Source organism: Pseudoalteromonas sp. '520P1 No. 423' (genome assembly GCF_001269985.1).
GTDB lineage: Bacteria > Pseudomonadota > Gammaproteobacteria > Enterobacterales > Alteromonadaceae > Pseudoalteromonas.
The window spans coordinates 602,645-624,576 of sequence record NZ_BBZB01000002.1 but is presented as its reverse complement, the minus strand read 5'-3'; the positions used below and the strand labels follow the sequence as shown (position 1 = coordinate 624,576).

Here is a 21,932-nt window from a genome sequence, read left to right as displayed (position 1 = left end):
TATAATTTATACTTAAATTTATTTATCTAAACATAGTTAATATTACTATTTACTTTATTACGCTTATCTCGTTTTAAAGGTATAGTACTGACATACTTAGGATAGTAACTACATATTAAAAATACCTCATGAGCAAAACTCGCAACAAACTCATTCGTTACAATAATATTGAAGTACAAAGTGCTTTTGATAAAGAAGCCGAGCTATTGATGCAAGTACAAAATAATGAACTCGATCAATGTCTAATGTTGTGGCAAGCAAAAAGCCCAACACTTGTTTTGCCTGCTGGGAATAAATGGCCACAAAGCAGCAAATTAAACAGCGCGCTAAATAGAAATGATTGGAAATTACTTTCGAGAAAAACTGGCGGAGCACCGGTGCCGCAATGCCCAAGTGTTATTAATTTATCCCATATATATGTCTGGCCAGAAGAACTGCCTTATTCTATTACCAAGGCTTATCAAGATTTATACGGAATATTAAATGCATTTTTTGAAGGTTTTGGACTAAAGAGTGAAGCTCATGCAACTGAGTTTTCATATTGTGATGGCGACTACAACCTTAATATTAATGGTAAAAAAATAGTTGGCACCGCGCAGCGTGTAATTCTTAAAAAAGGTGGCGGTAAAGTAGTATTATCCCAAGCTTTTATTTTAATCGATGCATTATTAGATGAATTAATTAAGCCAGTAAATTTATGTTATGAAATATGCGAAAAAACAGAACGTGTAAAAGCACAAGTACATACATGTTTATTTGAGCATATAAACGAGCGCCCAAATATAGATGAAATTTACCAAAAAATAACCCAAGCATTTATAAAACATAAATAAATCAATACCATCAAAAAGGGGTCGGAGTGAATTAATTTGGGGACAAATAAATGTACCTAAATTAATTCACTCCGACCCCTTTATTTCTTTATTTTCTATTCAATTTCAAAGTATTCTGGATAAATTTTTTTCAGCTCCATTTTCATATTCAGGTTTTTTTCGGCTATCTGCAATACCATTTGTTTTGCTTGAACAACTTCACCCTGTTCAATCAAATCATCAATCTTTTTCAAAATAGCAGGATCTAACCTAATCGAGTCTAAATTTATAGCACCGCTACTTCGCATTTTTAACGCCTTAGATTTTTGCATAACTGTAGGTGCTTTGTACTCAATTCCTTGCGGTCTTATAGCTTCCTTTAGGTCTTTTGGTAAAGCTTGGATTTCATTTACTTCTATTTTGCTTTCTTCTATTGCTGCTTCAAATGCCTCTTCAGATATCTTTTCTGATTCAACCTCATTAAATGAAGCATCTTGTACTGGAGATACTTGCTTTTTAAACTGCGGTAAAGACTCTATTTGTAAATTATTTTTATAAGCGGGTTCATTTTCAAAATATAATAACGATACTAAAACCATAGATGCTGCAACAGGCACTACATATCGCCATTTTTGAGAATACTTAACTTCAATTGTTGTCTTTTTTGCCTCGTTTAAAATCGCTAAATCTATGTCTTTGGAAGGCATTTCAGTGGCTCCCAGTTTATAGAGTTTATCTAATTTTTCGTTGTCTATTTCATTCATAAACAGAGCCCTTAAATTTACTTTTTATGCATATTTTTAGTTTCGAATATGCATACCGAATTCTGCTTTTTATTGTTTCTTTATCACAGTTTACAATGTTAGAAATTTCTAGCAGATCAAATCCAGCTTCTTGTTTTAAAATAAAGGCTTCTAATTGCACACCAGGTAATGCTTTTATACATACTTTAAGCTGTTTTATAACATCTTGCTCAGCTAATTTATCAGCAAAATTATTATAAGAACCAGAATCAAGCTCATCCATGTCATTGATATCATAACTTACTAAAGTGAATCGCCTATATTCATCAATTAATAAGTTATGGGCAATATGGTAAACCCAAGTAGTGAATTTAGCGCTATTTTGGTAATTGCCTTTTGCCTTAATGACTTTATGCCATACGTCCTGATATAGCTCTTCAGCTTTATAACTATCTTTACATTGGCGAATAAAGTAACGATATAAAGGCCCTTTGTGCTTTAAATACAGCATTTCAAAAGCCTTTATATCTCCTGCGACGTATCGCATCATTAAATCTTCGTCACTAATCATTTTATCCTTAAATTATTTTTTATTTACAATGCCTCTGCTGCTCTCACTAACTGAATAAACTCTGCTCGGTAGCCAAATTCATCCACTCCTTTATTTAGCTTAGCAAGCGAAATCACATCTTGATAAGTAAAATCTTGCATATATTTACCGCCTTTTAATAATTGAGCAAAACCAGATACAGCAGCAGAAAAACCTAAACTATTACTTAGTTGCTCACTGTCAGTTTTAATATCTGAACGCATAATTACTTTCGATAATAGGTTACTTTTTTCACTGCTCGGTTCTTTATATCTCAACTTAATAAATGCCAATTCATTTGATTTTAAATTTAATTCATTTACTTGTTTATTTTGGTAACGTAAATCATCTATTTGTTTATTTTTAGAATCAGCTAAGGTGATTTCATATAAAGCGGTGACAGTATGCCCTGCACCCATTTCTCCCGCATCTACCTTATCATTATTAAAGTCTTCTTGTTTTAATTGTCTATTTTGATAACCAATCAATCTATACTCAGCAACTTGGTCTGGATTAAATTCAACCTGAATCTTCACATCTTTAGCAATTATTTGCATAGTAGAAGATATTTCATCCACTAACACTTTTCTAGCTTCATTAATATTATCGATATAAGCATGATTGCCGTTGCCAATATCCGCTAATTGCTCCATTAAGGCATCATTATAATTACCACGACCAAAACCTAGCGTAGTCAAAGCAATGCCTGATTTTCTATTCTTTTTAATGATCTCTTTTAAGGCATCAATAGATTGTGTTCCCACATTAAAGTCGCCATCAGTCGCTAAAATAACACGATTAACACCATTTTTTTTGAAATTTTGTTGGGCCAACTGATACGCTAATTTAATGCCTTGGCCACCATTAGTTGAGCCTCCTGCTTGTAACTTATCTAATGCCATAGATATTTCATGTACCTCATTGCCTTTAGTCGGTTTTAATACAACACCTGCAGCGCCAGCATATACGACAATAGAAACAGTATCATCTTGGTCTAGTTGTTTAGATAACATCAATAAACTGCGTTTTAATAAAGGTAATTTATTTTCTGAATTCATTGAGCCCGATACATCAAGCAAAAACACTAAATTGGCATCTTTTAGCGCTGATTTTTCAATCTCAAATCCTTTTAATCCAATTTTAAGTAATTGTCTATTTTGATCCCAAGGAGAAGCTGCAACTTCTGTATATAACTTAAATGGCGTATTTACCTTTGAAGGTGCTTGATATTGATAATCAAAATAATTTATGAACTCTTCAATTCTTACCGCATCAGATGGTGGTAGTTTTCCCATGTTTATCATGCGTCTACTATTAGTATAACTACCTGTATCTACATCTATTGAGAAAGTAGACACAGGCTGAGTTTTAGTTAATTTAAGTTCATTTTCTGGATCATCACTGTATTTTTCTGTATTTGGGGTTTCAGTATGAATGGGTGCAATTATTGGTGGCGGCAAAACGATTCTTTGATGATAAGCTTGACCAGGTGCCACACGCATTAACATGGCCTTAGCTTTAGGTCCTGAAGCCCTTTGTTTTGCTACTTCCATATCACTGGCCATACTTTCTATTTTTATTTCTTGTGATTCAGTTATTTCTATTTTTTCGTGCTGCTGATTATCCTTTTTATCATTAACAACATACTGTTCATCATTGTTTTTTGTTTGCGGACTACAGGCACTCATAAAAGATAATGTAATACCTGATAGCAAAATTGATTTTGTTAAAGCTGTGTTCATAGTCATAACCTTTAAAATTAAATTGTATTACAGGTATAAACGTCAGCTTTTTTAAAAAGGGTTAAATTATTTTATATTTTTTAAATAAATTGAGTTTTAAAATAATTTTTTTGGAATAAATATCTGACTACTAGGATGGAATATTCCCTAACCAATATGGTGATTAATTGGATGATAAACCCAATACACTCATTTAAATGATCTCTCAGTTCTAGGTTTTGCTTTGAAATTAATATATATAAGCTACTGTTAAAAATAATAAAGGAACCATTTAGGCTCCTTTTTTCATTAATGTTAATTTATTTTGTGATGGTACGGATTAAAGAAACCCTTTTAGCAGAGTCTTATTATGAATTGAAGGCTTTATTTGAAGTGATTCTGGCAAGTCCTTTAATTACTCTATAAATAGACCAAACCCACACACCTAAAAGAATAAAGTAACCAACAACAAAAAATACTGTTATAAATCCGATTATCCAAATCCCTAAGCCCCACCAAAAGGTGTTAGTTATATTAGTATAATGATCTTCAAATAATGTGCCTTTAGCTTCATCTTTTTTGACCATTGCCCAAACAGCGCCAACAATCCATAAAATACCCGTAAACAAACCTGCTACCATCAGGGCATATGCTATAAGAACATTCGTTTTAGCGGTATCATCTTTTATACTCATTGAAGTTGTAGTGGTACTACTCTAAAATATAATGCTCGGGAGGGACATCATGTCTTTTAACAACTGCATTGCTACTAATAGAAAATAAAAAAAGAATACAAAACACAAAAACTTCATATTACATCCATGTTTATTAAAGGGCTGTTGGCACCCCAATAAAATTGTAGTTAACTAAAACTATTGAAAGCAACTAAGATTGGCTTCCTTTGATTGTATACTTACCTTACTAGATATTTAAAACAATATACTATGAAGTAAACGCCCTTCAACACTTACTGCAATAACAGCTGAAATGACAGTACCAATGAAAGCACCAAACATGCAACCAATATGAAGCTGTTTATCGTGCTTATAAATTGCCAACATCCCAATTAAAACTGTGACAATAACTAAGATAGCAAATAAATGAAGCCAAGTTAAACTACCAGTCGGCATTATAAAAAAAGAACTAAAAGAAGCGATTAGCATTAAAGCCACCCAATACTTGCCATTTAATTTATGTAAATGAGTGCCTTTTTCTAATACTAAATTTAGAAAACCAAGAATGATTGAAAGAATAACGACAAGTAAATGTATCTGAATTGACAGTGCGATATCCATATGCGTTCTAAATTCCTAACGCCTCAAAGATTGGCGTAAAAATACTTGGCTAAAATAAGTAATAAAGGAGTACAAGCCAAGCATTTTGAGCCCTTTAAAATAATTGATAACTTTAGTGCGAAAATACATTGATACATTTTCACCTTGCTTAAGCTTTTTATATTGTCAGTCCGATGGTATTGCTTTTTATATTAGAATCCTTCTCTGGCTTTAAGCTCTGAAAAGTCACTCATTACCCATTTTGTGTAACCTGGCCGTTCATTAAGTTTTTCGTACCAACTACATACTAAATCAGGCAATTTAACAGTTAACCCTTGTGAAATTAACCGATAGATCACAGCACCAACTACTATATCAGCTAGACTAAAATTGTCTCCTGCTAAATATTCTGATTGAGATAATTGCTTCTCAATTGCCTGCAAGCAGTTTATACAAGTATCCAAATCTTTATTTACCGCTTCCATATCTCGTTTATCTTCAGGCTTTCTATAATATCCCCAAAAAGTTCCCATAAATGCGGGTTGAAAAATTGTTTGTGACCAATCTAACCACCTTTCACTTAATGATCGCTCATAAGGACAAGCAGGATACCAACTCTCGTTTCCATAGCTTGCTGCCAAATACCTTAAAATTGTATGTGATTCCCAAATAGATTTGCTGCCATCAATCAGTACTGGCACTTTTTGAAGCGGATTCAACTTTAAAAACTCACTTTCATCTAAGCCTCCAAAGCGACCCCCTAGCTCAATATGTTCATATTTAACATTCAATTCTTCTAACAACCAAAGTACTTTTTGAACATTAAATGATGTTGTGCGACCAAAGAGTTTCAATATTCTTTCCCTTTAACTTATTGAATTTGTTTTTATATCAGTCGGTGCTGATTTGAAGTACAAATAGGAGGAGCTATTAGTTTTAACCACTTCATGTTAAATAAAAAAGGCGAGATTTTAAATCTCACTTCTTTTAAGTTTTATGTATTTTAAGCCAACGATGTTCCTTTAGCTAACACCATTTTTATATATGAAGCTAAATACATGATTGAGTATTTGTTTCTGTATCGCCTTTCTATTTACGCCTTCACGATCATTACACAAAGATACGCCTTTTACTTTTCGATCAGAATCACATTTATCAATATATACAAAATGTCCGGCCCCCTGTTCAATACCAACTAAATTCGCGCCTTGAATATGATCCGCATAATATTTTGAATGTGTGTTATAAGGCAAAAAATCATTTTCTACAGAGCCAAGAACCAAAGTTGGCACCTTTATACTCTCAAGGCTTGCTTCGCTAGCCGCATGACCTAAGGCCGGATCGAATGCAATCACTACTGCAACGCGTTCGTCTCGCATTTGTGATTGTAGCAAACCAACTTTATTTAACATTTCTTCATTCATTGGCTTACGTTTTTTATGCTTCCCATAATCACAACCTTTGTCACCTTTTGCCATTTCTGTAGCGCAATAAACTTCCGACTTACCGGATTCTAAATTTGCTCCCGCCATAGCTAAAGATGTAAACCCACCTGAAGAATGCCCTAACATTATTATTTTGTCTGTTTCAAGTGAACGATTAAATAGACCTGTTTTAGATAAACTATCGATCGCAAAGCTCACATCTTGTGGTCGCTGCCAAAAACGCATAACCGTACTTGGATCAATAGTCTCAGGACCATACACCCAAGATTCTCCAAAATGTGCAATGCCAGCAACAACCCAGCCTTGAGATGCTAATGCATATCCCAACCAGTTCATTTCTCGAGGAGACCCAAAAGCACCATGTGAGATAATAGCAATCCGTTTACTGTCTTGCTTTTGTGATAGACAAATCGTTGCTTCACAGGGTTTTGAACCACCTTGATACCAAAACTTAATCTTAGCTGGACGATTTAATTGCTGATTAATAAAGTCGACTTCTGTTGTCTTAAGTTCAGTTATGTCGCTAGCAAAGACTGGTGTACTGCCAATAAAAGCAAGCAGTATAAGAGTAATATAATAAAATTTTGTTATTTTTAAGTTCATAGTTATCTCTCTTTTTCTATCCTTAAACATTCTATCGTTCAACTATAACTTCAGGATTAAATTTAGCTGTGCAGAAAGTGCGTTTTATGAAAAAGCGCCACTTCATTCAAAGTTTTATAATTTATCTCCTAATTAAGCTGCTATATTGCGCCATCATCTACAGCAAAATACAACTCGGTTTTAAGTGCTTCAGGATCCGTATCCATAGGGTTATTCAGATATAACTGTACAATTTGTTGATCTTTGAGCTTAATATTATTAGGTAAAACCCATTGAGCATAAACTTGAGAAATGGTTTGCCACATACAATAGTGCGGACCTGTATGCGTAAAACAGGCCCATCTTCCACCACGCCATTTAAAAAATGCTAGCTTTTCACTGTGAGCAGGTAGACCTTCAACAAAACCTGCAAAAAATCGACTTTCAGTTTGTTCCCCTGCCCATGGGTTATCAACTGATACACCGATAGGCTGTAACTGCGTATAATTTAATGGCTCAGCCATAGTAGCTAATTGACCGTATAACTTTCCAGCTACTACGGAAAAGGATTGTTCATTAAACCCTTTACCATATAAGCCTAAAATTTTTTGCTCCGGTAACGTTTTCCAAACAGGTTCAATTTTTTGGTCCGTTAATATTTTTTTAGGCTTTAAGCTACCTGCACGCTCATTATTAGGCAATTTTCCTTGAATTACATCACTTGGCGTAACAGAGAAGTTCTTTTTAAACGCGCGAGAAAAAGATGATGGAGAATCATAGCCGACGCTCATAGCGACATCTATAATATTGTGGTTCCCCTGTTTGATTAAGTACAGTGCCTTTTCTAGCTTATGTCGCTGAATAAATTCGCCTAACTGGTAACCCGTTGCCGCAAAAAATATGCGATTAAAGTGATATTTAGAAAACCCAGTATAACTTGCCAGATCATCCAAACTGATAGTCTTGTCGCTGTGATTATAAATATATTGCCCGACCTGGCTAATGATTTTTGCGTTCTTATTACTAAAGGTTTCTATCACAAGTTCTCACCTAATTTCTATCTTCAATGTTACTTATATCTATTCATTTCACTATTTATAATCATTGAGTCTGCTACAAAGTATTACGCCTATCTGTAATACTTTATTGAGCAAATATAAAGAAGGTAATTCAATGGCTTTTTATAATAGCGCACATCCATACTACTGCGGTATAAATTTACATGCACGCCTTTTATATGCCTGTATCATTGATTTTAAAAACAAAATTATTGTCCACAATAAAATTAAAGCTGACAGCTCTCAACTCCTCGCATTACTGAACCTTATATTGGCAAGCTTGTTATCGGTGTTAAATGTATTTATTACTGGTACTGATTTTGTTTTAGACCACCCTTATACATGACAAATTCGTTGGGTATTAATTTTAATTACAAAGCTGAAGCTGCTGTTTCGCATCTAATAGGTGATGATAAAGCGATGAACGATATCAATAAGTGACAGAAACGTATGAGTAAAACCAAGGGTCTATCAGTTTTAACTCATAAGCTTGGTCGCTTTATGCTAAAAAATAAAACTATATTCGATAAAGAAAGATTTTTAAAGAATTAAGTCACGCACAAACACAATTGACTGAGATCCGGCTCATATGTGTTATATACGCATTACAAATTTCTCTTTTTATACAGCTTCTAACTATGATTAAATTTTAACAAATTTAAGAGTCATTCGATCTGACTCACCGATTTTTGTGTAGATCTCTTTATCTTTTTCTTTCAGTGCAAGGCTGGGAGGTAGTGTCCAAACGCCTTTCTCATAGTCTTTAGTATCTTTTGGGTTAGCGTTCATTTCTGAACTAGCTACTAATTTAAACCCAAACGACTCAACTACACTGATAAGATCTGATTGTTTCCAACGTCCACGTTTCGAAGAAGCTTCACGATTTTTTGTAGAGCTTTCAGCTTCTCTGTGTTGCACAATCGCCAAAACACCACCATTTTTCAATATCTTCCAAGACTGCTTTAGTCCATTATCTAACCTTCCTTGGTTTTGCCAGTTATGCATAGTACGCGTAATAAAAACAAAATCTAACGAAGCTTCATCTACAGGTAACCCCTCAACGGCTGGCAACCAAGTGCCGATAGCGTTATTCCCGTATAAGTTTTGTTCATTTTTTATTTTCTCTGGATAGGCAGAAAGTTTTTTTGCCCAATCAGGCCACTTGCCATAGTAAGCAGGGTTGTGTTGCAATCCCACATACCTTCACTTATCTTTCAATAAAGGTGCAAGTATATGTGTATACCAACCGCCGCCAAGTGCGACTTCACCAACTGAGGAAGTTTCATTAATTTCAAAGAATCGTAACACTTGATCAGGGTTACGGTATTTATCTCGTTTGATTTCTTCCACTGTACGGTGTGAATTATTGTGAACTGCTTGCCATATAGCATCTTTATTACTTGATTCAGCCAATACATTTTTAGCATTAATAGTTAAAAGTAAAAATGTTACGCCAACAAAAAATCTATGTTTACCCATCTTCTATCTCCTTATTTTAAATATTTAGTGTTAATTTAGATTACCAGTGCGTTTCGCCACATTAAGCAGATATTTATAGTTGGCTAAGATAAGTGAGGCACGAACACGAGCTAAGTGTTTTGTCCTTGTTTAACAGGTTGATAATCATTGAGCCTCCTCCAAAGTATCGCGTTTATACGTAATACTTTAGTGACCAAACATAAAGGAGTAAGCTCAATGAACTTTTATAATAGCTCACATCCATATTACTGTGGAATAGATTTACATGCACGCCTCATATATGAAAGCTATTCATGGCGGTAAAGCTAAAATGATAAAATTGATTTTTTTAAAATAGCAGCGCTATTGCGTGATGGAAATTTCCCTGTTGCTTACGCTTATCCCCATAAAATGCGTGCAACTCGAGATTTACTGAGCCGCCGTACTAAAATCGTTCGTCACGGCGCAATGCTTAAAGGTCATATTGTAAACACTAATAGCCAATACAACTTACCCCCGACTGAACTTAATTTAAAAAATATCTCAGTTAGACAACAACTTCGTTCACAATTTAAAGTCCTATTGTACAACAAAACATTGATTTGGATATGGCCCTTCTTGATTGTTATGTATTTTCTAAATGCTGCTTCCGGTTAGCAGCGATATGCTTATAACTAGAGTATTCATACCCATATGAAGCATTAATGGATAAATAAAACCAAATGATAATCTTATATACCCGTAAATAATAGCGCTGAATAGCTGAGGTATTGTCAGTATAGGGAGCAATAGAATATTGAGTAATGTAATTTCATATTTTGTTATGTGCATCCATGCAAATGCAATACACGAAAAATAAAAAATCCCCCGAAAATTCGTTTCCCAGAATGAAACCAACCTTTTCTTTATCGACTGTATATTGAATATCAGATATAGAAGAGCCCCAAACGAAACTGAGATGATTACTCTTAGTAAAAAGCTTTCATCTACCATCGAAATTTTTGTATTAAACACGACCTTAGTCAAAAAGTAGTATGTACATACACTTGAAGACAGAGCAAAATATATTGGCTTGAATACTAATGAGAGCCTAAATCCAATTTCTTCTAAAAAAGGTAATAGGATTCCGCCAACCAACAACAGCATTGCTGGGGAGAACCGTTCTGTCATTTTTACGCTTTGTATATTTTCAGGATCATAAACAACAGCAAAAAACAGGATTACGGGGATCAGAAAGATAAACTTAAGAACATACAACCCCACCGTATCGTAAACCTTGAACCGAGTAGACTTCTCAATATCCTTCTTATCATGAGGCTGCTTAATAAAATTAAAAATATCACAATACAGTGAGTAATAGTACTTTGGCTTAATTAAAGGGTAATTCATAATTTATCTTCCATTTAAATGAAACCTCCGTTTGCTCGTAACGTTAATGCTTTAGATTCCACCATTATTTAATAACGTTCACATTATTACTTTAGATGTGAAATAAATGTGAAATCAGAGCTACAGTTAATGGCACTAGCATACTGGTGTTACCAACTATTAGGGATGTCCACTTCTTGGGTAAACCCGATACCAACGCCACTATTAACGAGCAAAATGCAGTTGGCTATAATATTTGAGGAACGAAAATAGCCATCTGTATTTTTTCCTGTTAAATGGCTTGTATGGAATTACGCTCGGTTTAACGTAAGAATATTTACACCATTATCAGTTACTTTAAGTTGCTCACAACTATTGAAAGCTAATAGAACAGGAACAAAACCACCAGTGCTTGCATTATACATTTGACCTGACCAATTTGGCTCTAAGTTTTTTATTACAGTAAGGCCGTTAGCTTTAGGATTATCTAAGTGAGATTTCACGTTAACCGTTTTGGTAGTTAAATTAATTTCAAGCCAAGCATTTTTATCTGCATGCTTCCAAGTTCCAGATATTTCACAATGTGTATCTTGGGCAAAACTGCCAGAAGAATAAATTATTAATGCTGTGATTAGATATTTGATTGACTGCATAATTTCCTTTGCATACAACGAGCCTGTAGAATTACTCGTTTTAAAATAATATTTTATAATCGGAAATTTTACTGTCATTCAGTTATTTTAACAATCAAAAACGTTTACGTTTTTGGCTATTTTTACTGTTTGAATTATGAGAGTTTCAGATTTACGAGTTTTGTGCTGATTTATTGGTTTTTTGGTGGGATATGATGTTTTTTCGTAGCTGATTAACCCTTAATGTAGGTTGTTTCTTAACTTTTCTATGTTATGAACTAAACAATAAATTTGCCATTGCGCATTCACTTTTTCTTATCCTCGAAAGGTGAATTTTTTCATACCCTTATTTACTTTAATGTTGCCAAAAATAGGCTCTATTGCACCGAACCTTTTACTGTATTGTCGCCGCCCAATTGGACTATCTATTTTAATCCTCATCTTATCTGTATATGAAGGCGTTTTTAATTCATTATCATTTAAAAATTGGACTTGTCGTCCTGTTTTATTTGGCTCTTTTCTCATGCATAGCCTCTGTAAGGGGCAATTTTTACAGTCTTTTGAATAACCCAAAATCGTGTGTAAGTGCGCACTGCACTTTTGAGGTTATCGCCGCTACACCACATTTCATTCCCTGCTGGGCAGCGACAACTTTTTGTGTTTTATCATAATGAAAGTCTTTACTGGTAAATAATCTTGGCTTACCTTTACTGCGCTTAAATCGTCGCTTTTCTTTTTCTGTATGGTACGTTTCACTGATTTTAAATATAGGATTACGACTTCTAAATTGAGCGTCTACCATGTAACTGTTTAACCCTGTTGTTGCTACATATTTTAAGTTTTCTTCACTATGAAACCCGCTATCTGCTGTGAACTTTGCTTCTGATAAGGTATTCGGTGTGCCTAACGCTTTTAGTTGTTCTTCTAGTTGTGTTATCGCTGGCTTCAAGGTTTGTTGCTCACCTACCGAGCCTCAAGTTTGAGCTTGCACAATGATTTGATGTTTATCATCATTTATTGCAATCCCATTGTAGCCTTGGATTGTGCCTTTTGATGTAGTCATCTTTGCGCTATCAGGATCGGTTATATTACTTTTTACTGGCTTGCCTTTACTGCCTAATTTTTCTCTTTTTGTTGCCAAGTCATCAGCTATTTTGGCGGCGCTTTTATCAAGTTTTTCCTTTTGTTTTAAATCGTGTGTAACTTCATCTTCAGGCATAACATCTTGTGATTGATGGCGAGAAAAATCGATAGATATGAACTTATTTTGACAAGATAAATCAGGTTTACCTCTTTGCAATAATAAGTGCCATTTTGATGTTCAGTAGTTGAATAATATCTATTAGATCACATCAAAGATCTGGTATCAAGCTTAAAAAAAAACAAATAGTAAAAACTAAAAAAGACACTAAAAAGTGTCTTTTTTATAAATTCTAAAGCCTCAACGCCGCCGTAAGAGGCAGAAAATGCTTGGCTATAATTAGAGCCAAGCTTTTTGCGTCCTTTCTTGATGGCCTTGTTAGGCTTTCTTAAGCACCGAACATGATTCTTCTAGCAAATAATATCGAACCAATAAATTGATTTTATCCTTTAACCATTTGGGACCGAAATCCGAAATGTCGTTATGCCGTGATTCAGGAATTTTGACTACGCAAATGTTTGTTTGCTCGGAGGCTGAAGGCAAAACACCTTTATCAGCTGGAAAGTCGCTAGCCCGAATAGATAATACTTTTATATTGGTACCTCTAGGCAAAGGAACACGTCTATGATCGAGAGTGATTAATGATTTAATATAAGGCTTATTTTCATTTCCTAACCATGAAGAAATATCACCACCATTTGAGTGCCCAACTAAAAGCAAATTGTCAAAATCATAATATTCAAAACGCCTACTCAAAACTAATTTAACAAAGTCCAGAGTTTGAGCGCCTCTGCGCCAATTTTCACTTCTGGTTTCAAATAAATTTCCTGACGTTGAAAGTGGTGGGTCATTTGGCAGTTCATGTCCAATAGCTACAACAAGGTAACCCAGGTTATTAAGCTGATTAGCAAAAAATGTATACTTCAAATGAGATACGCCGTAGCCAGCGCTCAATAGAGCAACTGGACATTTAGATTCCTTTTTACAGTTTTTAGCTGATTGAGGAAGCGTAACTTCTATAGGGATATTTCTCTCCCTAGATTCATCGTAGATTGTGTCTGCATTTGAAACGCTAGATGCACTAGCAATTAAAAATACTAATCCTTGCAGATACTTCATAAATCTCCTGAAAGCCTCACTAATGGGCGCATAAATGCTTGGCTAAAATTAGCGACGAAGGAGCAAAAGCCAAATGGTTTTTGTCCTTTTAAACGACTTGATAATCATTGAGCCTCCTCCAAAGTATCGCGTCTATACGTAATACTTTAGTGACCAAACAAAAAGGAGAAAGCTCAATGAACTTTTACAATAACATACATCCATACTATTGTGGTATTGATTTACACGCCAGATTACTCTATGTCTGTATCATTGATAATACAGGACTTATTCTTGTTCATGCCCTTTATATGAAAGCCATTAATGGTGGCAAGGCTAAAAACGATAAAATAGATTCATTTAAAATTTCTAAACTTATTCGAGGCGGTAACTTTCCTCTAGCTTATGTCTACGACAAAGAAATGCGTGCTACACGCGACTTATTACGTCGCGGATCCAAAATAAATGTTTTAGTTAAATTTAAGCTGATTTATATGACTCATAATATTGATAGTGTGGATGATTTAAGATCAATCTCATCTATATTGTCATACTATATAAAAACAACATCGTGATTTTTACAAATAACAAACACAAGATAAATGAAATGATTGCTCTTACATATCTCAATTTTATGAAGTTGAGCTAGATCACTGGCAAGACAGAAGTTTATAGAGCAAAGGAGGTATAAATAAGATCCCGTAAAAAAAACTTTGCTAAATACAGCAATGATTAAAGTTTATAAGGGTATAAAACAGAGTTAGTGTGAATAACATTAGAGCTAAGTTTTTTGCCCTGCTTTAAGTTAAACAAAGTGTCCAGCGCTTTTTCACCCATTTCAAATGGGCTTTGACCTAAATTTCCAGAAGATAGGCCTTGTTTTAAAAGGAACATTTGTTCTTTAGATGCATCAATAGATAAGATATTAATTGTTTGGTTTTTTATATTTTGTTTATATTTTTCAAATACCTTTGTATATTTATCAATATTAATTTGCGCCCAACCTCCCATATAAACAAGTGTCTTTCCCATGCCATGAACATCAAAGTCTTCAATGAAAGAAACCCCTTGTCTAATTGAAGAATCAGTATCTTCTAAACTATATAAAGGGCACCTGTGATGTTCTTCAAGTAACTTAGACTGACTAATTGCTTTTTTAAATCCTTTGATCCTTTCGTTTAAGTTATCTGTGGCTTTATAGCCACTTACAATGCAATATTCATGTTTAAATTTTACGATTGAAAGAAGGTGCTTGCCCAGTTCATAACCTAGTTTAAAGTTATCACTACCAATATAAGCGGCTCTTAAATCATCTACTAGTCCGTGAATTCCTCTAGCAAAATCTGCATCAACGGTAACAACCGGAATATTGTTTTCTTTAAAGTATTTTAGAGAATCAATATGGAATTTTGAATCGATCACAGATAAAGCCAAGCCATCAACTTTTTGTGTTTGTAGTGCTTTTATAGCGTTTTTTTGAAGAAAAGGATTTCCGGCAGACATTTCAATAAAATGGCAATTAACGTTCAGTTCTTTGGCTTTATTGATGCATCCTTGTTTCATTTTTTCAGATAAATATAATCCAAGTTCTTTTAATTGCTGGCTGTCTTTAAACTTCTTTATTTTCATTTTAAGCTTCTGCAATGCAAATTTAGTTTTATTTTCACCATCAAGCGATAATACATAGGTATATAAGTACTGTTCTTGTTCTGGTGCATAAGACATGGCTTTAGCAAAATGTTTTGTTGCTTTATGATGTTGCTGCTATCTAATTAAATAAAGTCCAAAAGCATATTGCACTTGCGCTGACTTGGGCAGTTTAAAGAAAGCCTTATTTAATACTTGTTATTCGTGATCTGATCTTTGTAAATTCCGATACAACTCAGATAAATTCAAATAGCCAGATTCAAAATAAGGGTCAACCTCTATGGCTGCTTTAAATGATTCTTCAGCACTAGCCCAATTACCAAGGCTCATTTCTAATACGGCTTGATTTGCTCTGCCCTCACCACGCCAACTATTGATTTTATTAACTGATAATAACTCTTCAAATACAGCTCTAAATATTGCCATATTATTTGCAAACATATTGGTATCAATTAAGCTTCTTGCCGCTTCAATCCTTACTGCTTTGTGTTTTTCCAAACTAATTGGCTGACCAGAATTTAGTAAATAATAGTTATGACGTGTTGATGATAAGGCTTGTCATATCACCGTGGCAAAAAAAACAACCCACATTAATATCATTCCATTTAGTATCAAATGTATTTGTTTTTTCATTATAATCACGCACTAAACCATCAGAATGACAATCGGCACACATACCATTCCAATTTTGCAATGGTTGCTTCCAGTGTAATCTATCTTAAGGGCTAATTTCTTCATTACTATAATTGTGATACCAACGCTGGGCTTTATCTTCTTTGCTGCGTGCATCCCAAGCAAAAGGTAATACTTGCATAGATCCCTGTTTAGTTTATACAAGGTATTGCTGTAATGAAAAGTGACCAAAGGTATATTTAATATCATAGGTTTCAGTTTTATCATCGTAAGAAACTTTAGCTTTGTGTTTATCATTCGCTATATAAAACAGTGCTTTTTAGCCATAGTGCATTGCAGTAACATGTTTAAAGTCACCTAATACATTTGTTTTATCTGCGATTGCCATCGCTTTGGCATGATCTGATTTTTGCCAATCATGAGTTTGTGATTTATGGCAATCAATACAAGTCGCATTGGGCGATTTTTTATTAATAAAATGAGTATATTTATTATCAGTTTTAGTTAATTCAAGTGCATAGTTTTTAACTACTTCTCCTTGTTCGGCCAACAGGTATGGCGACACTAAGACAAGTAAAAACCAAATTTTTGAATTCAAAATGCACCTTTATATTGTTATCATTTAAGACTGGTATTGGAGCTATAATAAAATACGCTTTAACACTGAATTAAACACTCAAGGCAAGCTTTTCTATACCATGAGAAGGTGTCCATCTTTTAAATTCAACAAATCCATGCTTTTGATATAAATTTATTGCAGGTTTATTAACAACGGCCGTCTCAACAATTGCTTTATCATGGGCTATCGAAGTTAAAACATAAGCGATTAACTTATCTGCTATACCTTTTCTAAAAAAGCGAGGAGCAACTGTTAAACTATTAATCTCTAAATTTTTATCATTCATTTCTATTTCAATAACCGCAGCAAGACAATCGTCATAAAAATAACCATAAAAATCTGTTTTTGAGTTCCTAACGTGGTTTACATCACGTGATAAAGGCGGGAAATTATCTGTACCAATCAATTGTGCCTCAATTTTATATGCGCTTTGAAAAACATCATAGATACGAGTGGCAGTGATCTCATCAAAATTTTTGAGTTTTTTTATCATGTTCAATATTGCCTTCATGCTTATATTACTTTTTTATTACGTACTAATTATTACATTAACTAGTTGCTTGGCTTAACCCTAATTCTTTTTGTTTTCTTTTAGTTAGTCCTAAAGAAACTAAATGATGAGATTGTGTAATGTAATATCGTAAGTCTTCATCTGTTTGATTATCACAATCAACTTTTTGTATCCAGTTCATGCCGCGATTAGCAAAATATGGCGCAGGAATATAACCTTCACATTCACTTAAAAAATAAAAGTTTTGCTCTGAAGTTTTAAAAGTAAAAGCAGGTTGGTTATCTTTACCCCAACCAGCTATTGCAAATACTTTACCACCTACTTTCCATACATGTGAGTTACTCCATTGCACAACATAAGTCGTTTCGGGTAACCCGCCACAAAATTTATTAAATTCATCGTAATTCATACTTTCATTTGAACCTTTTTAATAAATACCATAAAGATTAATTATTACTATGGCTTACTTCAGCATTAACATAATGTCTTGTGTTTTTCGGTTCAAAAATTCACCTCTAAACTTAAGAAATGGACGCTCTACCGAAAGATACAATACAGTAGCAATTACATAAGCCCCTGGTACTTTTGTCTTTGCTAAAATTGAGCTTGTACTCGATGCACTGGCAACGATTAATGCCAAACTAATCGACAAAATTGGCAACCCTATCACAGTTGCCATCAAACCAAATCTATCTTTAAAAATCCAAATTGATAAAGCTAAACTCAACACCCCCAAAAATAACATTTTATTTGAATTCGTTAATAAAACTTGCCAAAAATGCGGTCTAAATACTTTTAAGGTTGCTAATAATACGCCCGCTAACAACCCATCTAACCTGGTATAACTTGGGTAATATATTTTTTCGACATAATCTCGGTATATTGGAATTGTATCTATTTCATTTAACCAAATATCAGCTCTTAAATACATGCCAATTATCACAATAAGTAAGGACAAAAATATAACAAGCCCAGTCCCACTTCGTTTCATAATTAATAAAACTATTAAAGGAAATAATAAATAAAAATGTTCTTCAACACACAAAGACCAAACATGTGAAAATGTATTACTATTTTTAATATCAATATACAAATTGACTTAAATACTTGGTTACCAATTAAGAAGCCACTTAATACAAAAACAGATCGACTCCCATCCAACCAAATACTGAAAAATCTCTATAAGGCGTTCCATACCTCAAACCATGAAAAAGCATTACCCACACAATTGCTATCGCTCTGAGTAAATCAAGGCCTGGTAGTCGATTTATATTATTCCTTTATGAATTGAGATCAGAGATTTAACCCTTAATAATTTAAAGATAATAATGGATTATTGCACGCTACCATGTCTTCAGCATGAGTTTCAGAGAATAAAACCTATTATCATATATCAATTAACTTCAATTCTCTCAAGTGGATTTAGCTATGTTTTTTTAAGAACTCGAGAACAGCTTGATTAAATAACTCAGGCTGCTCCCACTGAACTGCATGGCATGCTTCATGAATTATGAGCGTTTGACTGTTAGGTATTTCAAGAGCTGCTGCTCGCATCATAGAAGGCGGTTGATATAAATCCGCCCCACCAGCAATAAAAAAACTAGGAAGGTTAGCTGCACGAATTTTTTCCCATGTAATATTACTTTTCGCTTTTTGACGATACCTAATACCGTCACCTTTAGATTTTTTCTACACCTAAATACTCAATTAAGGCATTCAAATCATCAGCAAAATTACCTGTATCATTTTTTGAACCTGGCGGAGATCCAAAAAATCAGCGTCTAGAATAGGCTATTGTTCTAAACCCTGCTTTTGCAAAAACAGGTTGTTGATAGGGCCAAGTTAACGCACTACCTCTTCCAGGGTGTGAAAGTAAAACAACAGGGCCTTCACCACCTGTATCCCAGTAATAAAGCCCTGCACCTGAAGGAAGAGGTAATACACCTTCAGTTACAGGAACTTGCTTGAGTTTTGCCATATATTTTGATTCCACTTTACTAGAGTCAAAATCACCATTTGGTATTTGTGCCTGAAAATTATTAGTGATTCCACTAGTCATCAGTATGCCTGCTACTGAGGTGGCTTTTTTTATTATACCTCTTCGGCTATCGTTGATTTTCTCTACTTGTTTTTTAATCCTACTCCCTGAATAAAACTAAATTATGTTTTTGAATTGATAAAACGACTTATGAATATTTATCATTAAGATTGATAAGTGACTTATTAGCCTGATAAATTCCTATCTTTTTTGTAATATTTTCAGCCTACTCCCATCAGTTTCGGACTTTGTTTAAAGCCATACTTTTGATATAAGTTATGTGCATCATCTGTAGCCAGTAAAAGGAATTTATCTTTCCATCGAGGATCATTGATCACCGTTTCCACTAACCATTTTCCAAGTCCTTGTCCTCTGTAATTGGAGTCGATGATAACATCAGCGATATAACCAAAAGTTGAATAATCTGTGACAACCCGAGCAAATCCGATTTGAATCTCTCCGTTGTAAAGTGAAAAGCACTCTGAGTGTTCAACTGATTTTTGAATAACATCAATAGACCTTTCAGACGCCCAATAAGATGCAGATAACAACTCTTGTACTTTTATAAAATTGACATGCTTCACATCATCATAAATAAAAAAATTTTCTTTTTTGTACAACAAGGGATTAGTTGCTCATAACAATAACAATACACAAGTTAAGGTATAATAAGTTTTTAAATAAGAGTACATTTTTAATTAATTCAAAACAATAAGATAGAAACTTCAGTTGAATATAACATCACCTTACTAGCGCAACAAAAAACTCATATAAGGAACCTTTTAATTGGCGTTGTGCAATAAATAAGATATTAGACTTGCAGTGTTTTAAACAAGTTAGCTTATAAGGAAGTACTAAATGAATGCTGAATAACTCTGTCGATAATCAATACGATATTTTAAAAGATTGCTATTTAAAACGTATTTATTCACCAAGCCACTTAAGTTTAGCGGTTTTGTTGATTTCATTAAATTCAGACTGGCTTATTTTTTTGCTAGCTAAATCTTCTTCAGCAGCACGCAAAACCTTGGTATATTGAAGTTCTGTTGCAGCAAGTATATACCCTAATTTCCTTTGAGTAATTTTTCCGCTATGAAATTGCATCATCGCTATTTTTTTATTCCATAACTGCCCTTTTGGCGGAGGCGGTAGTGAAAAATCAATCGAGAGCAATCTTTCATCAGATATTGTATAGCCTTTTGCAATTGAATCTTTAGCGCATTCATATAACACATAATCAATAGAATCTTGTAGCCCGTATAAATGCCAATCAAAGCCAGCAATACAACCACCTACAATTTTACCATCCTTATCACTGATATCAATTGCCCTTTCAGCGCAACCTGAAAGAAAGAAGACTATAGCTATTGTTTTTATAAAATTTCGATTCATCGACGACCTTTAAAAAATAACGAGTTTGCAAAGTACTCATTTAAATTAACATCTAATAAAAACCAAACTATTACACTATATTAGGTATTGATTCAGGTTTCTTAGAAAAGTTAAATTATCTTCTAATTTATTTCACATTATATATTACAATAAGTTTAGGTTTCAAAAAACTTTAAATTTATTATGCCTTTGTAGACTGAAACACATTATTCTCAATCAAACCTCCAGAAAATTCAAAGGTTAGCAATCCTATCTTTTAAAAACCTAAATGCTCGTAAAAACCGTTTGAATCGTTTTCAACCCAAGTTTAAAAGTATAAAGCCAATATGTTTTACCATACTTATTTTCTGCTCCATTGATGAACATATGACCTAAGCCTTGCCCTTTAAAACAGCTATCTATAAAAAAAAGGGGTCGGAGTTAATTAATTTAGGAACAAATGAATGTACCTAAATTAATTAACTCCGACCCCTTTATATTTATGTTGGTTTTACTTTTTAAGGAGGTGATTTACAAGTTTGAAGTATTTCTCATTATTATTAGTATCTTCAGAAGCGATGATCAGATATTTACCATTAACAACAATAGATGGCACACTGGTCATTTTATTCGCGCTCATTTCTTCATAACTTTCTTTCATATTATTGATAACGTTTTCATTTTTACCTGCAGTTTCTAAAAATACAGCTTTATCAATATTATTTTTAGTAAAAAAAGCATCAAAATTTGCATCAGTGATACCTGATTTATATAAATCAAATAGTTCAGAAAAATGTGCCATATTATTGGTTTCTTGAAGTGCATAGAAAATTCGACCATCATTTACCCAGCCTTCAGATAATACGGCGTGTTTTCTAATGAATCCAACTTCAGGGTTCGCGGATTTAAAGTCTTGAAGCGGTTTTTCAAAGCTTTGACAATGAGGGCAACCTAACCAAAAGTATTCAACTAAAAATGGTGCTTTAAGTTCACCTACATTAATGTTGTTAACTAAGCGGTAATGTTTACCTTCCTCATAGCTAATATCAACTTGGCCACTTTTAGCTGATTGCACATTTTGTTTTGGTTCACTGCATGCACTGATTAAAATTGCAGATGCGAGTGTAATAACTGAAATTAACTTAAACATTCTTTATACCTTATTATTCTAATGCGTAAGATAATAAAATAA

General features: G+C 33.8%; 27 protein-coding genes and 3 pseudogenes. 4 read left to right on the top strand and 26 right to left on the bottom strand.

From position 1 onward, the window contains the following. The first annotated feature begins 128 nt into the window (after positions 1 to 128). Positions 129 to 833, top strand: coding sequence for a lipoate--protein ligase (locus tag PSA_RS21400; RefSeq protein WP_042143408.1), 705 nt, complete (start codon positions 129 to 131; stop codon positions 831 to 833). Between the two features lie 95 nt (positions 834 to 928). On the opposite strand, the gene PSA_RS21395 is transcribed toward PSA_RS21400, so the two are convergent. The 8 genes from PSA_RS21395 to PSA_RS21360 all read right to left on the bottom strand — a co-directional run bounded on the left by PSA_RS21395 (position 929) and on the right by PSA_RS21360 (position 8,206). Then, complete coding sequence (locus PSA_RS21395) at positions 929 to 1,576, bottom strand: hypothetical protein (RefSeq protein WP_042143410.1); 648 nt, start codon at positions 1,574 to 1,576, stop codon at positions 929 to 931. Continuing rightward, positions 1,569 to 2,126, bottom strand: a complete 558-nt coding sequence (locus PSA_RS21390) for a sigma-70 family RNA polymerase sigma factor (protein WP_042143412.1) — start codon at positions 2,124 to 2,126, stop codon at positions 1,569 to 1,571. Before PSA_RS21390 ends, PSA_RS21395 begins: the two co-directional genes overlap by 8 nt. A 23-nt stretch (positions 2,127 to 2,149) precedes the next feature. Then, a complete protein-coding gene (locus tag PSA_RS21385; RefSeq protein WP_042143415.1) occupies positions 2,150 to 3,886 on the bottom strand; it encodes a VWA domain-containing protein in 1,737 nt (578 codons plus the stop codon). A gap of 347 nt (positions 3,887 to 4,233) precedes the next feature. Beyond that, the gene (locus tag PSA_RS21380) at positions 4,234 to 4,560 is read right to left on the bottom strand and encodes a hypothetical protein (protein WP_052379851.1); all 327 of its coding nucleotides are present in this window, start codon (positions 4,558 to 4,560) and stop codon (positions 4,234 to 4,236) included. A gap of 234 nt (positions 4,561 to 4,794) precedes the next feature. Next, on the bottom strand, positions 4,795 to 5,160 hold the full coding sequence (locus tag PSA_RS21375) for a DUF2306 domain-containing protein (protein ID WP_042143417.1): 366 nt from the start codon (positions 5,158 to 5,160) through the stop codon (positions 4,795 to 4,797). A 191-nt stretch (positions 5,161 to 5,351) separates the two neighbouring features. Beyond that, entirely contained in the window at positions 5,352 to 5,993 is a 642-nt protein-coding gene (locus PSA_RS21370) for a glutathione S-transferase family protein (RefSeq protein WP_042143419.1), read from the bottom strand. Positions 5,994 to 6,161: 168 nt separating this feature from the next. Then, positions 6,162 to 7,187: a hypothetical protein gene (locus tag PSA_RS21365; RefSeq protein ID WP_231665474.1), complete on the bottom strand. Its 1,026-nt coding sequence runs from the start codon at positions 7,185 to 7,187 to the stop codon at positions 6,162 to 6,164. A gap of 140 nt (positions 7,188 to 7,327) precedes the next feature. Then, a complete protein-coding gene (locus PSA_RS21360; protein WP_042143421.1) occupies positions 7,328 to 8,206 on the bottom strand; it encodes a GyrI-like domain-containing protein in 879 nt (292 codons plus the stop codon). A gap of 133 nt (positions 8,207 to 8,339) precedes the next feature. Between PSA_RS21360 and PSA_RS25510 the strand changes: the two are divergent. Further along, a pseudogene (locus PSA_RS25510) lies at positions 8,340 to 8,776 on the top strand (hypothetical protein). A gap of 90 nt (positions 8,777 to 8,866) precedes the next feature. Here the strand turns inward: PSA_RS25510 and PSA_RS21350 are convergent. Together PSA_RS21350 and PSA_RS25505 are read right to left on the bottom strand one after the other, a co-directional pair. After that, positions 8,867 to 9,415 (bottom strand): class I SAM-dependent methyltransferase, encoded by a 549-nt coding sequence (locus PSA_RS21350; RefSeq protein ID WP_127924068.1) that lies wholly within the window; start codon positions 9,413 to 9,415, stop codon positions 8,867 to 8,869. 12 nt (positions 9,416 to 9,427) lie between these two features. After that, positions 9,428 to 9,703: a hypothetical protein gene (locus tag PSA_RS25505; protein ID WP_127924069.1), complete on the bottom strand. Its 276-nt coding sequence runs from the start codon at positions 9,701 to 9,703 to the stop codon at positions 9,428 to 9,430. Between the two features lie 268 nt (positions 9,704 to 9,971). On the opposite strand from PSA_RS25505, the pseudogene PSA_RS25500 reads away from it, so the two are divergent. Beyond that, a pseudogene (locus PSA_RS25500) lies at positions 9,972 to 10,311 on the top strand (IS110 family transposase); the annotation flags it as partial. A gap of 1,050 nt (positions 10,312 to 11,361) precedes the next feature. Here PSA_RS25500 and PSA_RS21340 read toward each other — a convergent pair. The 5 genes from PSA_RS21340 to PSA_RS21320 all read right to left on the bottom strand — a co-directional run bounded on the left by PSA_RS21340 (position 11,362) and on the right by PSA_RS21320 (position 13,942). Then, a complete protein-coding gene (locus PSA_RS21340) occupies positions 11,362 to 11,703 on the bottom strand; it encodes a hypothetical protein (RefSeq protein WP_042143427.1) in 342 nt (113 codons plus the stop codon). 294 nt (positions 11,704 to 11,997) lie between these two features. Further along, complete coding sequence (locus PSA_RS26030) at positions 11,998 to 12,207, bottom strand: transposase (RefSeq protein WP_052379852.1); 210 nt, start codon at positions 12,205 to 12,207, stop codon at positions 11,998 to 12,000. A gap of 25 nt (positions 12,208 to 12,232) precedes the next feature. Beyond that, positions 12,233 to 12,631, bottom strand: a complete 399-nt coding sequence (locus tag PSA_RS26025) for a hypothetical protein (protein ID WP_052379853.1) — start codon at positions 12,629 to 12,631, stop codon at positions 12,233 to 12,235. Positions 12,632 to 12,655: 24 nt separating this feature from the next. Next, positions 12,656 to 12,982, bottom strand: a complete 327-nt coding sequence (locus PSA_RS26020; protein ID WP_052379854.1) for a hypothetical protein — start codon at positions 12,980 to 12,982, stop codon at positions 12,656 to 12,658. A gap of 219 nt (positions 12,983 to 13,201) precedes the next feature. Beyond that, on the bottom strand, positions 13,202 to 13,942 hold the full coding sequence (locus PSA_RS21320) for an alpha/beta hydrolase (RefSeq protein ID WP_042143429.1): 741 nt from the start codon (positions 13,940 to 13,942) through the stop codon (positions 13,202 to 13,204). Between the two features lie 176 nt (positions 13,943 to 14,118). On the opposite strand from PSA_RS21320, the pseudogene PSA_RS21315 reads away from it, so the two are divergent. Then, a pseudogene (locus PSA_RS21315) lies at positions 14,119 to 14,385 on the top strand (IS110 family transposase); the annotation flags it as partial. Positions 14,386 to 14,653: 268 nt separating this feature from the next. Here the strand turns inward: PSA_RS21315 and PSA_RS21310 are convergent. The 11 genes from PSA_RS21310 to PSA_RS21265 form a co-directional block, all read right to left on the bottom strand. Beyond that, positions 14,654 to 15,646 (bottom strand): substrate-binding domain-containing protein, encoded by a 993-nt coding sequence (locus PSA_RS21310; RefSeq protein ID WP_042143430.1) that lies wholly within the window; start codon positions 15,644 to 15,646, stop codon positions 14,654 to 14,656. A gap of 120 nt (positions 15,647 to 15,766) precedes the next feature. Beyond that, complete coding sequence (locus tag PSA_RS21305; protein WP_042143432.1) at positions 15,767 to 16,066, bottom strand: hypothetical protein; 300 nt, start codon at positions 16,064 to 16,066, stop codon at positions 15,767 to 15,769. A 34-nt stretch (positions 16,067 to 16,100) separates the two neighbouring features. Further along, on the bottom strand, positions 16,101 to 16,262 hold the full coding sequence (locus PSA_RS25495; RefSeq protein ID WP_157575811.1) for a hypothetical protein: 162 nt from the start codon (positions 16,260 to 16,262) through the stop codon (positions 16,101 to 16,103). A gap of 258 nt (positions 16,263 to 16,520) precedes the next feature. Beyond that, positions 16,521 to 16,799, bottom strand: coding sequence for a multiheme c-type cytochrome (locus PSA_RS21300; protein ID WP_042143434.1), 279 nt, complete (start codon positions 16,797 to 16,799; stop codon positions 16,521 to 16,523). A gap of 70 nt (positions 16,800 to 16,869) precedes the next feature. Further along, entirely contained in the window at positions 16,870 to 17,313 is a 444-nt protein-coding gene (locus PSA_RS21295; protein WP_042143436.1) for an N-acetyltransferase, read from the bottom strand. Between the two features lie 55 nt (positions 17,314 to 17,368). Further along, the gene (locus tag PSA_RS21290; protein WP_042143439.1) at positions 17,369 to 17,740 is read right to left on the bottom strand and encodes an MmcQ/YjbR family DNA-binding protein; all 372 of its coding nucleotides are present in this window, start codon (positions 17,738 to 17,740) and stop codon (positions 17,369 to 17,371) included. 54 nt (positions 17,741 to 17,794) lie between these two features. After that, positions 17,795 to 18,289 (bottom strand): hypothetical protein, encoded by a 495-nt coding sequence (locus tag PSA_RS21285; RefSeq protein WP_197276865.1) that lies wholly within the window; start codon positions 18,287 to 18,289, stop codon positions 17,795 to 17,797. An 816-nt stretch (positions 18,290 to 19,105) separates the two neighbouring features. Then, positions 19,106 to 19,390, bottom strand: coding sequence for an alpha/beta fold hydrolase (locus PSA_RS26620; protein WP_042143440.1), 285 nt, complete (start codon positions 19,388 to 19,390; stop codon positions 19,106 to 19,108). 200 nt (positions 19,391 to 19,590) lie between these two features. Further along, positions 19,591 to 19,953, bottom strand: a complete 363-nt coding sequence (locus PSA_RS21275; protein ID WP_231665472.1) for a GNAT family N-acetyltransferase — start codon at positions 19,951 to 19,953, stop codon at positions 19,591 to 19,593. Between the two features lie 340 nt (positions 19,954 to 20,293). Then, on the bottom strand, positions 20,294 to 20,761 hold the full coding sequence (locus tag PSA_RS21270) for a hypothetical protein (RefSeq protein WP_042143445.1): 468 nt from the start codon (positions 20,759 to 20,761) through the stop codon (positions 20,294 to 20,296). A 490-nt stretch (positions 20,762 to 21,251) separates the two neighbouring features. Continuing rightward, on the bottom strand, positions 21,252 to 21,890 hold the full coding sequence (locus PSA_RS21265) for a thioredoxin domain-containing protein (RefSeq protein ID WP_042143448.1): 639 nt from the start codon (positions 21,888 to 21,890) through the stop codon (positions 21,252 to 21,254). Between the last annotated feature and the right edge of the window lie 42 nt (positions 21,891 to 21,932).

Coding starts and splice junctions, on each gene's coding strand:
- PSA_RS21265 (WP_042143448.1), bottom strand. CDS start 21,890: ATGTTTAAGTTAATTTCAGTTATTACACTCGCATCTGCAATTTTAATC.
- PSA_RS26030 (WP_052379852.1), bottom strand. CDS start 12,207: ATGAGAAAAGAGCCAAATAAAACAGGACGACAAGTCCAATTTTTAAAT.
- PSA_RS21385 (WP_042143415.1), bottom strand. CDS start 3,886: ATGAACACAGCTTTAACAAAATCAATTTTGCTATCAGGTATTACATTA.
- PSA_RS21375 (WP_042143417.1), bottom strand. CDS start 5,160: ATGGATATCGCACTGTCAATTCAGATACATTTACTTGTCGTTATTCTT.
- PSA_RS21400 (WP_042143408.1), top strand. CDS start 129: ATGAGCAAAACTCGCAACAAACTCATTCGTTACAATAATATTGAAGTA.
- PSA_RS21320 (WP_042143429.1), bottom strand. CDS start 13,942: ATGAAGTATCTGCAAGGATTAGTATTTTTAATTGCTAGTGCATCTAGC.
- PSA_RS21380 (WP_052379851.1), bottom strand. CDS start 4,560: ATGAGTATAAAAGATGATACCGCTAAAACGAATGTTCTTATAGCATAT.
- PSA_RS26620 (WP_042143440.1), bottom strand. CDS start 19,390: ATGACTAGTGGAATCACTAATAATTTTCAGGCACAAATACCAAATGGT.
- PSA_RS21395 (WP_042143410.1), bottom strand. CDS start 1,576: ATGAATGAAATAGACAACGAAAAATTAGATAAACTCTATAAACTGGGA.
- PSA_RS21390 (WP_042143412.1), bottom strand. CDS start 2,126: ATGATTAGTGACGAAGATTTAATGATGCGATACGTCGCAGGAGATATA.
- PSA_RS25505 (WP_127924069.1), bottom strand. CDS start 9,703: ATGGGTAAACATAGATTTTTTGTTGGCGTAACATTTTTACTTTTAACT.
- PSA_RS21290 (WP_042143439.1), bottom strand. CDS start 17,740: ATGAATTACGATGAATTTAATAAATTTTGTGGCGGGTTACCCGAAACG.
- PSA_RS21340 (WP_042143427.1), bottom strand. CDS start 11,703: ATGCAGTCAATCAAATATCTAATCACAGCATTAATAATTTATTCTTCT.
- PSA_RS21270 (WP_042143445.1), bottom strand. CDS start 20,761: ATGAATCGAAATTTTATAAAAACAATAGCTATAGTCTTCTTTCTTTCA.
- PSA_RS21310 (WP_042143430.1), bottom strand. CDS start 15,646: ATGTCTTATGCACCAGAACAAGAACAGTACTTATATACCTATGTATTA.
- PSA_RS21365 (WP_231665474.1), bottom strand. CDS start 7,187: ATGAACTTAAAAATAACAAAATTTTATTATATTACTCTTATACTGCTT.
- PSA_RS21295 (WP_042143436.1), bottom strand. CDS start 17,313: ATGATAAAAAAACTCAAAAATTTTGATGAGATCACTGCCACTCGTATC.